A 14932-nucleotide genomic window follows, 5' to 3' on the forward strand; every position below is an offset into this window, starting at 1 on the left:
ATCAGATACTCCTTTATCAAGTATTCTTCTCAGAGTGAATGATATTATAGTGACAGTGTAAATAGTTCTTCAAGTTCGTCAGATGAGAGCTCGGTGATCCAGCTTTCGCTTTGGATGATTTCGTCGTTTAAGGATTGCTTTTTCTCGAGCATGCCATCGATTTTTTCTTCAATTGTTCCGGTTGTGATCAGCTTATGAACGTGGACGAAGCGTTCCTGGCCAATTCGGTAGGCACGGTCAGTGGCTTGGTTTTCAACAGCTGGATTCCACCAGCGATCATAGTGAATGACATGGTTAGCGGCTGTGAGGTTAAGCCCCGTTCCACCTGCTTTTAACGATAAGATTAAGATCGGATATTCCTTGTTTTGGAACGATTCCACCATGCGATCGCGTTCGGTTTTTGTTAGACTCCCGTTTAAGAAGAGAACCTTATCTCCTAATTCTTTTTCAAGAAGTTTTTTCATCATGTCACCCATGCCAATATATTGGGTGAAAATGAGACAGCTTTCCTGCTGTTCGCGAATGGCCGAGGTAAGTTCGATCAGCTTTTCAATTTTATGTGAACGAGTAATTAGTTGCTTTGGCTGTGCTTCTTTCAAATAGAGTGCAGGATGATTACAAATTTGTTTGAGCTTTCCTAGCATTTTTAAAATTAATGCTTTCCGTTGCATGCCAGCTAAAGAATTAACCTGCTCAAAGGTGTCTTTGACAAGCTGCTCATAAAGGGACGCCTGTTCAACGGAGAGTGGGATAAATTCCTTTTGCTCCAGTTTATCAGGAAGGTTTAGAGCCACTTGTTCATCACGCTTAGTCCGACGTAGTAAAAATGGCTTGATAAAACGTTGGAGCTGTTCAATTTGCTCTGTATCTCGATCTTTTTCAATTGGTAGAACATATTTTTTATGGAAGCTATGCAAGCTCCCTAAGTAGCCGTGATTTAAGAAATCGTATATTGACCAAAGCTCCGTTAGTCGGTTTTCCATCGGTGTTCCTGTTAGGGCAATGTGATGCTGCCCGCGAAGCTTTCGTATTGCTCGAGATTGCTTCGTATGCGCGTTTTTAATATTTTGAGCTTCATCTAAGCATATCGTACCCCATGAAACGGAGGAAATTTCCTCAGCATCTGCATGGGAAAGGCCGTACGAGGTTAACACAACATCGCAATCCCTTATCGATGGAATAAATCGTTCTCCCTTTGGACGATTTGGTCCGTAGTGCAGCTGAACATTGAGATGAGGTGCGAATTTTTCAAACTCTCGCTGCCAGTTTCCAAGAACAGAGGTCGGGGCAATAATGAGCGCAGGATACTCCGGTTGCTCTTGCTGTTTTACATAGGAAAAATAAGCGATCATCTGAATCGTCTTACCAAGTCCCATATCATCAGCTAAGCAGGCACCAAAGCCCACGCTGCGCAAGAATAAGAGCCAATCCACACCGTTTTGTTGATATGGACGTAGTGTTCCTTGGAATTCAGTAGGCATTGTATGAGTTGGAAGCTCGGTTGTATCACTTAGCTTCTTAAGTAGCCCCTTCATTTGTTGATTAAGCTCAATTTGGATGTTGGCAAAAGCGCGTGTATCAAGGATTTCCTCAGTATCCTCATTAACATCCTTCGCAGATAGCTCCTGCTGGAGGATATCGGATAAATGGAGTCCTTCTTTATCCGCTTTCTTTAGGATAGCCTGCACCTGTTTAATAAAGGCAGGGTCGAGCTTAATCCATTGTCCGCGAAAGTTTACGAGTCGGCGCTGCTGAGCAACAAGCTGGTGAAATTCTTCTTCTGTCATTTCCACCCCGTTTGTTGAAAGGCGCCAGTTAAAGTCGATGAGTGAATTCATTCCAACAAATGACTGACCTCGAGGGGAGGAAGAGACCTTTGCTTTTAGCATGAGCTGAGAATCCTTGACAACCTGCCACCAGGAAGGCAGAAGGATTTCAATTCCCATTTGTATGAAGGTTTCACTTGCTTCTGTTAAGAAGAGCCATGCTTCATCCTCTGTTACATAAGTCGTACCGGTTTGGAAGCTTAACCAAGGCACCACTTCTTTAAATCGTTCCTGCTCACGTTCAATTTTTGGTAAAAATGCTTTCCATTTTTTAGGTAGTGATGCCTCCCCTTGAAAATGGAGCACCTCATCCTCTGCTTTTTTGTCTCGAAGGAGGATTTCAAGCTGCCAGTCATCATCTGCTGATTCAGGCTCATTTAGACGTAGACCAACTGTGAATGGGGTATCGTCTACATGCCAGCCAATCTTCTCATGAAAATCACGTTCATCAATAAAATGGCCTTGATGGGAGGTTAAGACTGGGTAAGCATTAACGATATCTGCCCAAGCATCAGCTAGGATCTTATCATTTTCGATTAAATCTGCTACAGCAGCAGAGAACCATTCTAGCGCAAAGCCTGTTAATTCACTATTTGCATCTTTAAAGCGCGTAATCCCTTGCTTCCAGCTGTCAAAATCAGGTGCATATTCACCATTTTGAATAAGAGTGTAGATGGTATGAGCTTGGTTAGCGAGCTTTTCGGTATCCTCTGATAGAGCAATTGATGCAAGTGAGTTGTAGGTTTCTTTTCCTAGTAGCTCGACCATCATCCATGGTGAAAGCTGTACGGCAGGAATCCCGATATAGCTAATATCCTCAAGGTTCGTTCCATAAAAGGAGGACTCATGCCAAGTGAAAAGGCAGCGAGAAAATTCATCCACTTTAAGCGGAATTTCATCCTGTTCAGCTGTACAATATATATAAAAATGATAGCCTTCCATTTGTTCGGCGTGAACAACGATGCTAGTCGTATTAATCATGAATGAGCTTTCCCTTCTTTAATTCTTCTTTAAAGGCGCGTAAACGTTTATGCTCTTCTGCGAGGTTTTGCACATAATTTTCCCAGACTTCTTCCCGTTTTAGCTTTTTATATTGAGCCTTCATTCGTTTTAAGTAGCGAACGGCCATTTTATAGTTTTCACGAGTTTTTAAGGAAATTTCCTCCTTGACGGATTTTGCATAAAGAGGAAGCAGTACACCTGGTTCTTTTTTCTCAATCTCCTTTAAAAGGTAGGAGTCAATTTCATAGATCGAAAAGCCTAAGAGAGATTGAAGCTCTAGCCAGGTTTTGAAATCTTCTTTTTCTAGAAGAAGGTCGTGATATTCAGCGTATGTATATGGAAGCATCTGCTTACAAGCCCGATCGTAGAAAGCCGTATCCTTTGTCGCATTTGCATATTCTCGAATAATTCTCATCATATGTGAGATATCATAGTGCTTTTCTTCAAAGGAAAGCTCGCTTTTTTTATACGTTGTGGCCTGCTTCATCATGAACGAGATCCAGTTCGTTAGGCGTTTCCAATTTTTCTTTTTTACAATATCCTCTGCCCACTTAAAGGTCAGGGGTAAAGCGGTTGGCGGCAATGTTTGGAGACGAGAAAAAATCTCATCATCCTTTGATTGGAGAAAATTCATATGCATTAACGCAATTTCCGTTTCAATTGCATAGTCCGTTTCGTAGTCTAAATAGCCCTCAAGCCACTCGCGTTCAATGGAAATAAATTTATCGCGACGTAATAATTCAATCCAAAGAAGCTGGTACAGATTTATTCGATCATATTGATACACCTTACTTGTATAGAGGAGATCACGGAAGCGTTCAACACTATCTACAAGCAATGGATCTAGTGCAAAGGGAAGAGCATAACGCTTCATTTCATCGATGGCCGTTTGAATCGTATCCCTAAGCTGATCAACATATGGATAAATAATATGTTGTAACATATAGTCAGTTGGCTTCGTCTCTTCTATTAGCTGTAGTATTTTAAGAAAGACGGTAACGGATGCTTGCACGATAAAAAATTGCTTCATCTCAGGAGATTTAGGTGCCTTCTTTTTCAAAGCAGAATAATAATGGTGAAAAAGGCTTTGGAAAAGTTGATTTTGCGACACAAGCTGTGATTCAAATCGTTCATATTCCCGATCAAAAAAAGCAATCCAGCTTGCAAGTGACGAGTCTTCGTATTCTTTTTCTGGATGGAGAAGAGAACTCGCCTTTTTTACATGCTTCATGACATCGTCTATTGACTTTTCTTCCTTCCATAAGTCTACGAATGTACCGACTCGGTCCACACTTGCATATACATATAAGAAAGTAGCAAGCTGGTGGCGACAAATATTTTCAGCAGGACAGGTGCAGGTGCTCATCATAAAATCCTCTAGATCAAGCTGAACTTGAACACTTGTCACATCCTGTACTTTCGCGTTGACCGTATAAGAGGTTGTGTTCACATTATAAATACTGCCCTGACGAAATAAAATAAGACCTTTTTTCACTAAATTGCGGTCCTCTTCACGATGCGGAGAAAGTATCTTCTTAATTTGTTCACCAGCACCAAGCACAAGCTCTTTACTAAGCTCCTGACCAAGCATAACGGATAAACTCCTTTCATAACCAATGACGATAAGGTAAGGGGATATTGGGTGTACCTATCTATATATGTAGTGCGATTTGATTGACTCATGTTATGTAAGGTGAAATTTCACCAATTACAGATTGACGATAAATAGGAAAAAACACAGTTGTATCGTTTCGAGTGTTGCTTTCGGGAGTATTCCTAGTTCTGGATTTTACCCTACCCGTAGATACAAGGTTTTCTCTCTGAATAGAGAGAGTAATGCGTATGAGATGCGGCATCGTTTAAGAAAAGGTTTCATAGAAAAAACCTAATTCTTTTATTATACCTTAAATTATTTCAATCAAAAAGGTTTCGTACAAGAAGGAATCGGGGACATAAAAACAGAGCAAATGACGAAGCGTGTAAATGGACAAAATGAAAAAGAAAATTCGAGTAAAAATGTAAAATTTATGAAATGAGTAAGAAAAGTCTTGTCCACTCTTACTAATGCTAGTATAATAGTTCCATATTGTCTGAAAATGTAAATAAGAAAGGACATTTGTTGAATATGAGAGAAACTCAGCTGAAACAAGAAGCGCTGCTTGAAATCCTCAAAAGTGCCTATGATAAGGGCGAAAAATCAGAGGACCTCACAACTTCTGAGCTATTAGAAGACCTGATCTCACAAATTAGAAAAGTATACGCATCATAAAATAGAACGAACAAAAGGCGAGCGCTTGTGAAAGCGCTCGTTTTTTTGCATTTTTTAGGATTTTTTAGGCGTTTTTTGGTGCCAGTCCCCCAGCGCTTTAAAGCGCTGGGGGACTGGCACCTTTTTCGCACCTTTTTGCTTTTACACCCAACAACACTTTAACCTATTAACGTGGTGGGGACCAGGCACCAACCAAATACCTATTTTTGTTTATTGATGTTTCGTGGCTTGAAATTTTGGCAATATATCTTTATCACACAACATTTAAACAATTATTGACAAGAGGTGGCAAAAAATGAGTGTTAATGGAATTTGGTTTACTTTGCTTTCATGTGCTGTCTTTATGGCGATTGTAGCAATTGTCTCGTATTTTAAGGCAAAAGACTCTGTGAACGATTCGAAAGGCTACTTTTTAGCTGGGAGAGGGTTGACCGGAACGTTTATTGCGGGTTCTTTACTACTCACCAACTTATCAGCCGAGCAGCTTATTGGCCTGAACGGACAAGCATATCGTACAAATCTCTCAAATATGGCTTGGGAAGTAACGGCAGCGTTTGCGATTATTATCATGGCACTTTATCTATTACCTAAATACTTAGGTGGTAACTTCACCACGCTACCAGAATTCTTAAGTAAACGATTTGATGAAGGTGTTAGGCAGTATACAGTTATTTTATTTATGTTAGGATACATACTTGTTACGATCCCCTCAATGCTCTATTCAGGAGCACTAGCAGTTCTTAAACTATTTGATGTACCATCGCTATTTGGTATTAGCTACGTGCAATCAGTTTGGGTAGTAATTTGGATTATCGGAATTATCGGAGCAATCTACGCGATCTTCGGTGGATTAAAAGCAGTTGCTGTTTCCGATACCATAAATGGAATCGGCTTACTGATTGTCGGGATTTTAGTTCCTGTTCTTGGTTTTTATGCTTTAGGAGACGGAAATCTTTTAAGTGGGATGAAAACCATAGCGGTTACGGATAGTGAAAAATTAAATAGTATCGGATCAAGTGAGGATTCAGTACCATTTGGTACCATTTTTACTGGAATGATCTTTGCAAATCTCTTTTATTGGGCTTCCAACCAATACGTAATCCAACGTACACTAGGGGCAAAGAATTTAGCGGAAGGACAAAAAGGGGTTATTTTTTCGGGTTTTTATAAGCTGTTAATTCCGTTATTTATGATGATTCCTGGTGTTATTGCATTTCACTTGTACGGAGATTCATTAAAATCAGTTGACTTAGCGTACCCAACATTAATTGCGAATGTGTTACCAACGTATTTGTCTGGTTTCTTCCTAGCGGTATTATTGGGAGCTGTTTTCAGCTCATTTAATTCATTATTAAACAGTGCAGCAACGATGTTTGCATTAGATATTTATAAGCAAAAAATAAACCGTAACGCAGATGATCGAAAATTAATATCCGTCAGCAAATGGTTTGGAACGGCATTAGCCCTCGTATCCTTTTTCATCTCACCATTACTTATGTATGCTCCAGACGGATTATGGGATCTTATTCGTAAATTCACAGGATTCTTCAATATTCCAATTATCGCGATTGTACTAGTCGGGGTTTTATCGAAAAAAGTACCAGCATTAGCTGCAAAAGTGGTTATCATCTTCCACGTCTTTGCCTACTACATGCTAGTTTGGGGAACAAATCAATTATTTGACTATACAGTACCAATTCACTTCATTCATATCTATGCGATTTTATTTGCGATAGAAGTAAGTATGATGATCATTATTGGCTACATGAAGCCATTAGAACGACCAAATCCATTCAAAGTATCAGCAGAGGTTGATATGGTTCCATGGAAATATGCGATTGCAACATCAATTATTCTACTATCAAGTGTAGCAATCACATATGTCATCTTCTCACCAATCGGACTCGCCTACACAGGTGGAATCGTATCACAATTATTCTGGCCAGTTGTTGCCGGAATTCTAGTCTTAACAGCATTACTCATCTTCTTCTCACTGAAGCACTGGAACATGAAGTACAGTCAGTACCTACAAAGCGACAACAAAACAGAGAAGAAACAGAAAAAACTCAAACTCAGTAAGAATGTGGACCCTGCATTTATGAAGATCGAGTAATAAACGAGGAATAAACGAGGTGCCAGTCCCCCAGCGCTTTAAAGCGCCGGGGGACTGGCACCTTTTAATCTGTCTAGGGCATACACCACCTGACATTCTCTTTATATGCCATCCTCTAGAGTGTTTTGAGTCTAAGTCCCTGAGTGTATCTCCCTCCTTAATGCTTTTATATAGCTACTCTTCGCATGCACTTCTAGCTAGGTCAACAAGACAAACCTGGTATTCCTTTAACCTATTAACGTAGCGGGGGCCAGGCACCACCCCCTTCCCATCTCCCCAACTTTCGTCTAAAATACAAGAAAACGCTTACCTAACTATTCCTAGAGGAGGTCCCATTATGAGAGTTGTCCGGCGCTTGTTCTATCTCCTTACCTTTCTTATATTCTTAGCAACTAGCTTTCTCACTTTATATTATGGTAAGGAGACCTTCCATCTCGAGCCAGAACCAGGAGTTGCCATACAATCCGTACAATCCATACAGTCCAATGAATCTAACAATCCTACAGAAGCCACTCATGCAACAGCAGCAACTGGGGCAAAAGCAAACACCAATTCCACTCTCCCAGCGAGTACAACTAACCAAAAAACGAAAGATCCAGATTACCACTTCGTCCTCATACCAGAAGAGCTTGACAATGACTATTGGCGACTTGTTGAGCAAGGAGCGCGTGATGCTGCGAAATTCCATAATGTCTATCTCGAGTACCTTGGACCGAAGCAGGCCAATAATGATGAGCATATAAAAACCATTGATATGGCTATAGCAGGACTTGTAGACGGCATTATGACACAGGGGCTCGGTGAACAAGAATTTAACCATCTTGTCACAAAGGCCAAAGAAAAACTCATCCCCATCGTCACTGTCGATACCGATTCACCAACTAGCCAACGAGCGGCATACGTCGGCACTGATAATTATTATGCAGGATTTCTCGCAGGCAAAGCCCTCATCAATGACACAGAAGGCCATCAAGAGGTTGCCATCATCACGGGGCGGCTTGAAGCCTCTCATCAACAGCTACGTGTAAAAGGATTTAAGGACGCCATTGAAACAGAAAACCGAATAAAGATTGTCACAATCGAAGAATCATCGATTACTGAAATTGGAGCCGTGGAAGCAACACATCAAATTATCAGGCGTTATCCAACGATCACCGCTTTTTACGGAACGAGTGCCCTTGATGGCATTGGGATTGCGCAGGTTGTCGAAGACCTTAAGGCAGAGGATGACATGTATATAATCGGATTCGACATTCTCCCCGAAACCCTTGACTATATGAAAAAAGGGACGATTGAAGCAACCGTTGTCCAATATCCGTATCAAATGGGCTATGAAGCCGTCGAAAAGCTCATACAATTAACAGAAGGAGAGGAGCTTGAACCCCTTCAGCATACAGATACGAAGGTGATTCACAAAGAGGATCTACCAATTTCCCCAGAATCCATGAATGGAGGGAACCAGCCATGAATAAGATTCGCACAAAGGTGTTGCTCTATTTTTTAGCGTTTGTCCTCCTCTTTAACCTTGTCTCATACTCGATTTATTATAGTAGCTCACAAATTGTCTCGGAGTACCATAGTAGCTTTGAACGGTTCCTACTATTTAATGAAATCACCCAGCAATCCACCCAAGTATATGAAAAAATTAATGCATACGTGGTTGAGAAGGATGCGATGTTTATTGAAGAATACACGGATATAAAAAAACGCCTACAAGAAAATAATCAAAAGCTCACAGCGGAGGCTGTAACCGGAATAAATAAACAGGAGCTTGAAAAATACCAACGGATGATTCGAAATTTACTGTTTGAAAGTGATGTCACTATTGCCGCTGTTCAGCTACATAATGTTGACCAGTACACCTCGCATGCAAAGGAAGTACGCAATATCTCGAGCTACATTTTAGAATCAACTCTTCAGCTACTTAATTTAGAGCTAGCTGATTATCATATGTTTTATCAAGAAATGACTGACCGTCAGCATTCGTTTAAATGGTTTACGATCAATTTATTTACGTCAACCTTGATGTTTGGCTTACTCGCAGCCGTATGGTTTTCACGAGGGTTAACAAACCCACTGATGAAGCTATCAAAAGCAGCGAAGGAAGTATCAGAAGGGAAGTTTGACGGACCACCAATAAGCTTGAAAACAAATGATGAAGTAAAGATTCTTAGCGATTCGTTTGAAGATATGCGGAACAATATTAAGAAGCTCATTTTAGAGATTAAGGAAAAATCAGAGCTAGATAAGCTACTTAAGGAGCTGGAGCTCAAGCATTTGCAAAATCAAATCAATCCGCACTTCCTCTTTAATACCCTTAACACAATTTCAAGAATGGCCTACCTAGAGGATGCGACGGTGACATCAAGGCTCATTCAATCTGTTTCCACATTACTAAGATCGAGTCTCGGAGATATAAATAAAACGGTGTCGTTACGAGAGGAAACAAAGGTTGTAAAAGAGTATTTTCACATCCAGAAAACAAGATTTGCTGAACGGATTCAATTTCAAACAGATATTGATGAATCTTGCTTAGATGTCCAAATCCCAACGCTCACACTACAGCCTCTTGTAGAGAATGCTTTTATCCACGGTGTAGAGGAGAGGGAAGAAGGCGGAACAATTGGGTTAAAAATTTACCGTGACCCTCAAAAGGACCAGATCATCGTCGAGGTTTCTGACAATGGAAAAGGAATGAATGATAGCACAAGACAACAAATTCTTTCAAAGCAGGAGATTGATTTGCAAGAGGAGCATAGCGGACACTCAACTGGAATTGGCCTGCGAAATGTGATCAAACGCTTAGAGCTTGTGTACAAGGAACGTGTTCTAGATATTGAATCGGAAGAAAACAGAGGAACGACGATTAAAATAAAACTCCCGATTAAAAAGGAGGTAATCGCTTGAACATTATGATCGTGGATGACGAAATGATCGAACGAAAAGCTATGAAAAAATTCATTGAGGAAAGCTTTTCACATATAAGAGTGATAGCAGAGGCGCAAAACGGAAGAATGGCGATAGAAAAAGCAAGGGAGCATAAGCCTGATGTAATGATCATGGATATTCATATGCCTGGAATTAATGGCTTGGATGCGATTGAGCTAATTAAGAAGGAGCTGCCACAAACAAAGTTCATCATGGTCTCTGCCTATGATTCTTTTGAATATGCCAAGAGTGCCATGAAGTTCGGTGTAAAGGAATATATTTTAAAGCCCAGTCAAAAACAAGAAACCTTAGAGGCACTTATCCGAGTAGAAAAGGAAATACAGGCTGAAAAGGTACATGTCGTTGAAACACAAAACTTAGCGAACCAACAGGTTATTTCGGCGATTATTCAAAATGAAATAACAGCTGAAACAAAACGCCATTTCAAAAGCGAAGGAATGAGTTTTTTCTATATGATTCAGTCACAGGGATCTCATCAGAATTTACTAGATATCCTTCATGAGAAGGTAAAGCTACCATTTATAACAAAAGAAGTGGGAAATAAGCTAGCAGTCCTTGTACATTCTGAGAAAAAAACGACACATCATGCGAAAGCAGAAGCCTTAACAATGGCTCGTTCTCTTACACAGTTCTTTCATGAGAAAACGAGTATTGGCATAGGCTTACCTTATTTAGAGGTGACGAAGCTACCAATCTCGTATCAGCAGGCATTGTTAGCAGCCACGCAGCTAGAGAAGGAGGCAAATGTCCGCTATGGGTTCGCGGATTCCGAGGAAAGAAGGGAACAGGATACGATAAGGAAGCTAGAGCAGTCGCTTTTAAATGAGATTATGGCAGGGAGAGTAGAGCAGGCGAATGATTATTATATGCTAATTGAAGAACACTGTAGCCTTGAAAGCTCTGAAGCTGCGACTCTTACAAGGCTAAGAGAGCTAGCCCTCCGTATGAAGCAGGCTGTTGTCACAGAACGAGGATCAACAGAGGCTGTACCTCCTGGAGATCTCGATACTACCCATGATATGCGTCTTTTTATAAAAAAGTTATGTGAGTGCATGATTCTTCATAAGGCTAAACATGATGCAATTACACTAGCGAAAGTGTATATCAAAAGGCATTACAAAGAGTCGTTAAGTCTTGAGGAGGTTGCGGCATATGTGGATTTAACTCCAACTTACTTTACGAAGCTTTTTAAAGAGGAAACGAGGCAAACATTTATTGAGTATGTAACAGAAGCTCGAATTGAAAAAGCAAAGCATTTACTGTTGCAAACAAAGGATAGCTTAAAGGAAATTGCCTTTGAGGTTGGCTATAAGGATCCAAATTATTTTAGTCGTGTGTTTAAAAAAATGGTTAATATGTCACCAAAACAGTTTAGGTCTACAACCTCCACCACAAAATAATACAGAAAACAATAAAATAATGCAGAAGAATGGAAGGGTTACTCCTTCTTTTTTCTTATATACTCATTATTGTAAGCGTTACCAAAAAACAAGGGGGATAAATCAATGAAAAAGGGTTTTCTAGTATCTTTATTTCTTGTTTTTACTTTAATTGTTTCAGCTTGTAGCTCGAATACAAGCACTAACGAAGGGGGAGAGAAGACGAGCGAAGGTGGCGGTGACAAAACAGCTGCACTGGATATTTTTAGCTGGTGGACTGGTGCGGGGGAAGAGGATGGATTAAAAGCTCTTATTGCATTATTCGAGGAAAAGCACCCAGAGATCCCGATTGAAAATGCAGCAGTAGCAGGTGGTGCAGGGACGAATGCAAAGGCGGTGTTGGCTAGTCGTATGCAAGGAGACGATCCTCCGGCTACATTCCAGGTACATGGTGGAGCTGAGCTGAATGAAGGCTGGGTAGCTGCTGGAAAAATGGAAACATTAAACGATTTTTATGAAGCAGAAGGCTTACTTGATAAATTTCCACAGGACTTAATCGACATGGTTAGTAAGGATGGAAACATTTACTCTGTACCTGTTAATATTCACCGAGGAAATGTGCTTTGGTACAACAAAAAGGTATTTGAGGAAAATGGGGTAGAGGCACCAACAACCTTTGATGAATTTTTTGAAGTAGCGGATGTCTTAAAGGAAAAAGGCATTACACCTTTAGCACTTGGTGATAAAGAGCCGTGGACTGCATCTCATCTATACGAAACGGTTTTACTAGGTGTGTTAGGAGCAGAGGATTATGGAAAACTGTGGACAGGTGAAGTAGCATTCGATGATCCCAAAGTAGTAGAAGCAGCAGAAACGTTCAAGAAAATGCTTTCCTATATCAATGACGATCATTCTTCACGCAACTGGCAGGATGCAACACAGCTAGTGGCAAATGGAGAAGCGGCTATGAATATCATGGGAGATTGGGCAAAGGGATACTTAGTGAACGACCTGAAGCTAAAAGTGAACGAAGACTTTGGCTATATCGCAACACCAGGTACTGACGGACAATTCATGGTCATCACAGATACATTTGGCTTGCCAAAGGGGGTAGACAATCCAGAGGGTGTAAAGCAATTCTTAAGCGTATTAGCTTCTGTTGAAGGGCAGGATGCCTTCAATCCGCTAAAAGGATCTATCCCAGCACGTGTAGACTCCGATGTATCAAAATATGACCAATATGGTCAAGACACAATCGAAGAATTCAAGTCTGCAGAGCTCGCGGCAAGTCTAGCGCACGGCTCAGCAGCACCAGAAGGCTTCGTCACTAAAGTGAACCAAAACATCAACATCTTCGTCACCCAACAAGACGTAGACCAATTCACAGAATCCCTAACATCAGCAGCATCCGAACTAAACTAACCACCCAAACAAGGGGGTATCCCCTTGTTTGGGGCCAGTCCCCCACCGCTTTAAAGCGCTGGGGACTGGCCCCAGATTAAAGGAGGAGGTTCCAACATGCAAGCATCAAAAGCAACAAATGTACCGAGTCAACAACAGCAGGATGTAACGCCTGCTATGATGATAGCACCGAAAAAACGCAAGCTCTCGAAGGACCACCTATTGGCCATCGCATTTCTCATGCCATCATTTCTGCTTATCTTAGTGTTTGTCTACGGCTTCATCGGCTGGACTGGATATGTCTCTGTTAGCAACTGGAACACACTTGTTCCTGACTTTTCATTCGTAGGCTTAAAAAACTATCTCTATTTATTCCAAGACTTTCGTTTCCAGGCGGATCTTCGAAACACCCTGTTCTTTACCGTCTTATTTATCGGTTTTGTCATCTTAAGTGGAATGGGTCTTGCTATCTTACTCGATCAAAAAATCAAAGCAGAACCCGTTTTCCGAAACTTATTCTTCTTTCCAATGGCTTTATCCTTCGTCGTCACGGGGGTTGTATGGCAATGGCTACTAAACCCATCAACAGGTGTGAACTTATTCCTAGCGAAGCTAGGTCTGGATTCTAAATGGTATACAGATACAACGATACTAGGAGGACTTCAATGGGGGAAAATTGAATTCGGCATTCCGGTAGCTCTTCTTGCTGTCGTCATAGCAGCAGTTTGGCAAATGACAGGCTTCTCATTAGCTATGTATTTAGCGGGTCTACGTGGAATTCCTGATGAAGTAAGAGAGGCGGCTCGCATGGACGGGGCATCGGAATGGATGATTTATCGAAAAATTATTCTCCCCTTATTACGACCAATCACAGTAAGTGTGATTATCATCATGGCCCATATTTCCTTAAAAATCTTTGACTTAATTTATGCCATGACAGGACCAGGAGCAAACTTTGTCACAGATGTCCCTGGTGTGTATATGTTCGAAACGACATTTCGAGGCAATTACTACGCGAACGGGGCAGCAATTGCCATCATCATGCTTGTATCAGTAGCAATCTTCATCGTTCCCTATTTAATCAGTAGCAGAAAGGCGGAGGCATAACATGGTGTTACAACGAATGAGCAAACCAGTCATCTATCTTATCTTAATAGCCATGAGTTTATTCTTCCTCATGCCTGTATACGTTATGGTAATAACAAGCTTAAAATCGTTCGATGAAGTTACACTTGCAACAATGTGGCAGCTACCAAGCTCGATTAACTTAAGTGGCTACTCAGAAGCCTTCTCAAAACTAGCACCGAATCTCATAAACTCGTTTTATTTAGTCATCCCTGCAACGTTGTTTTCCGCTTTACTAGGAGCCATGAATGGCTATGTTCTAGCAAAATGGAAGTTCAAAGGAGCAGATATCCTATTTACATTCATCCTATTTGGGATGTTTATCCCGTATCAAAGTATATTAATTCCATTAATCCAATTTCTACGTGAAGTGGGCCTATACAACTCAATCCCAGGTCTTGTCTTTGTGCATGTTGTCTACGGTCTCCCAATCACAACCTTAATGTTCCGTAACTTTTACGCAAACATCCCAGATGAAATGATTGAATCAGCTCAAATTGATGGGGCAGGCTTCTTAGGAATCTTCCGGCACATCATGATGCCACTTTCGATCACGAGCTTTGTAGTCGTGGCGATCTGGCAGTTCACAAACATATGGAATGAATTCCTATTTGCTGTCACCATTACTACATCCGATCAACAACCAATCATGGTTGCCTTACAAAACCTATCCGGAAGCCAAATCGTCCACTGGAATGTCCAAATGGCCGGAGCGCTCCTAGCCGCACTCCCAACACTACTCGTCTACATCCTCCTAGGCAAATACTTTGTGAAGGGGCTACTGGCAGGCTCAGTAAAAGGGTAGGAGGGGTGGTGCCAGTCCCCCAACGCTTTAACGCGCTGGGGGACTGGCACCTGAGCATGTGTA

At 41.1% G+C, this 14932-nt stretch carries 10 protein-coding genes; 8 read left to right on the forward strand and 2 right to left on the reverse strand.

Translation table 11 applies throughout. The features are described from left to right. Nucleotides 1-44: 44 nt before the first annotated feature. Together A9C19_RS00990 and A9C19_RS00995 are read right to left on the reverse strand one after the other, a co-directional pair. Nucleotides 45-2807, reverse strand: coding sequence for a DEAD/DEAH box helicase (locus A9C19_RS00990; protein WP_072578224.1), 2763 nt, complete (start codon nucleotides 2805-2807; stop codon nucleotides 45-47). Then, nucleotides 2800-4419 carry an SWIM zinc finger family protein gene (locus A9C19_RS00995; RefSeq protein WP_072578225.1) on the reverse strand — a complete coding sequence of 540 codons (1620 nt, stop codon included), beginning with the start codon at nucleotides 4417-4419 and terminating at the stop codon, nucleotides 2800-2802. Before A9C19_RS00995 ends, A9C19_RS00990 begins: the two co-directional genes overlap by 8 nt. Before the next feature lie 534 nt (nucleotides 4420-4953). Between A9C19_RS00995 and A9C19_RS21935 the strand changes: the two genes are divergently transcribed. The 8 genes from A9C19_RS21935 to A9C19_RS01030 all read left to right on the forward strand — a co-directional run bounded on the left by A9C19_RS21935 (nucleotide 4954) and on the right by A9C19_RS01030 (nucleotide 14869). After that, nucleotides 4954-5097, forward strand: coding sequence for a YwzD family small protein (locus tag A9C19_RS21935; RefSeq protein ID WP_099092726.1), 144 nt, complete (start codon nucleotides 4954-4956; stop codon nucleotides 5095-5097). A gap of 295 nt (nucleotides 5098-5392) precedes the next feature. Further along, nucleotides 5393-7210: a solute:sodium symporter family transporter gene (locus A9C19_RS01000; RefSeq protein ID WP_072578226.1), complete on the forward strand. Its 1818-nt coding sequence runs from the start codon at nucleotides 5393-5395 to the stop codon at nucleotides 7208-7210. Nucleotides 7211-7547: 337 nt separating this feature from the next. Continuing rightward, the gene (locus tag A9C19_RS01005) at nucleotides 7548-8678 is read left to right on the forward strand and encodes a sugar-binding protein (RefSeq protein WP_072578227.1); all 1131 of its coding nucleotides are present in this window, start codon (nucleotides 7548-7550) and stop codon (nucleotides 8676-8678) included. After that, a complete protein-coding gene (locus A9C19_RS01010) occupies nucleotides 8675-10117 on the forward strand; it encodes a sensor histidine kinase (protein WP_072578228.1) in 1443 nt (480 codons plus the stop codon). Before A9C19_RS01005 ends, A9C19_RS01010 begins: the two co-directional genes overlap by 4 nt. Nucleotides 10118-10122: 5 nt before the next feature. After that, nucleotides 10123-11559, forward strand: a complete 1437-nt coding sequence (locus A9C19_RS01015) for a response regulator (RefSeq protein WP_233499312.1) — start codon at nucleotides 10123-10125, stop codon at nucleotides 11557-11559. Nucleotides 11560-11664: 105 nt separating this feature from the next. Further along, complete coding sequence (locus A9C19_RS01020; RefSeq protein ID WP_072578230.1) at nucleotides 11665-12960, forward strand: ABC transporter substrate-binding protein; 1296 nt, start codon at nucleotides 11665-11667, stop codon at nucleotides 12958-12960. Between the two features lie 156 nt (nucleotides 12961-13116). Next, nucleotides 13117-14046, forward strand: coding sequence for a carbohydrate ABC transporter permease (locus tag A9C19_RS01025; RefSeq protein WP_233499313.1), 930 nt, complete (start codon nucleotides 13117-13119; stop codon nucleotides 14044-14046). Nucleotide 14047: 1 nt separating this feature from the next. Then, a complete protein-coding gene (locus tag A9C19_RS01030) occupies nucleotides 14048-14869 on the forward strand; it encodes a carbohydrate ABC transporter permease (protein WP_072578232.1) in 822 nt (273 codons plus the stop codon). The last annotated feature ends 63 nt before the right edge of the window (nucleotides 14870-14932 follow it).

It is taken from the genome of Bacillus weihaiensis, assembly GCF_001889165.1.
Classification (GTDB): Bacteria; Bacillota; Bacilli; order Bacillales; family Bacillaceae; genus Metabacillus; species Metabacillus weihaiensis.

Bases quoted from the DNA above. Each gene is read 5' to 3' on its own strand.
- A9C19_RS01030 (WP_072578232.1), top strand. From the start codon at position 14,048: ATGGTGTTACAACGAATGAGCAAACCAGTCATCTATCTTATCTTAATA.
- A9C19_RS01020 (WP_072578230.1), top strand. From the start codon at position 11,665: ATGAAAAAGGGTTTTCTAGTATCTTTATTTCTTGTTTTTACTTTAATT.
- A9C19_RS00995 (WP_072578225.1), bottom strand. From the start codon at position 4,419: ATGCTTGGTCAGGAGCTTAGTAAAGAGCTTGTGCTTGGTGCTGGTGAA.
- A9C19_RS01000 (WP_072578226.1), top strand. From the start codon at position 5,393: ATGAGTGTTAATGGAATTTGGTTTACTTTGCTTTCATGTGCTGTCTTT.
- A9C19_RS21935 (WP_099092726.1), top strand. From the start codon at position 4,954: ATGAGAGAAACTCAGCTGAAACAAGAAGCGCTGCTTGAAATCCTCAAA.
- A9C19_RS01025 (WP_233499313.1), top strand. From the start codon at position 13,117: ATGATGATAGCACCGAAAAAACGCAAGCTCTCGAAGGACCACCTATTG.
- A9C19_RS01005 (WP_072578227.1), top strand. From the start codon at position 7,548: ATGAGAGTTGTCCGGCGCTTGTTCTATCTCCTTACCTTTCTTATATTC.
- A9C19_RS00990 (WP_072578224.1), bottom strand. From the start codon at position 2,807: ATGATTAATACGACTAGCATCGTTGTTCACGCCGAACAAATGGAAGGC.
- A9C19_RS01010 (WP_072578228.1), top strand. From the start codon at position 8,675: ATGAATAAGATTCGCACAAAGGTGTTGCTCTATTTTTTAGCGTTTGTC.
- A9C19_RS01015 (WP_233499312.1), top strand. From the start codon at position 10,123: ATGATCGTGGATGACGAAATGATCGAACGAAAAGCTATGAAAAAATTC.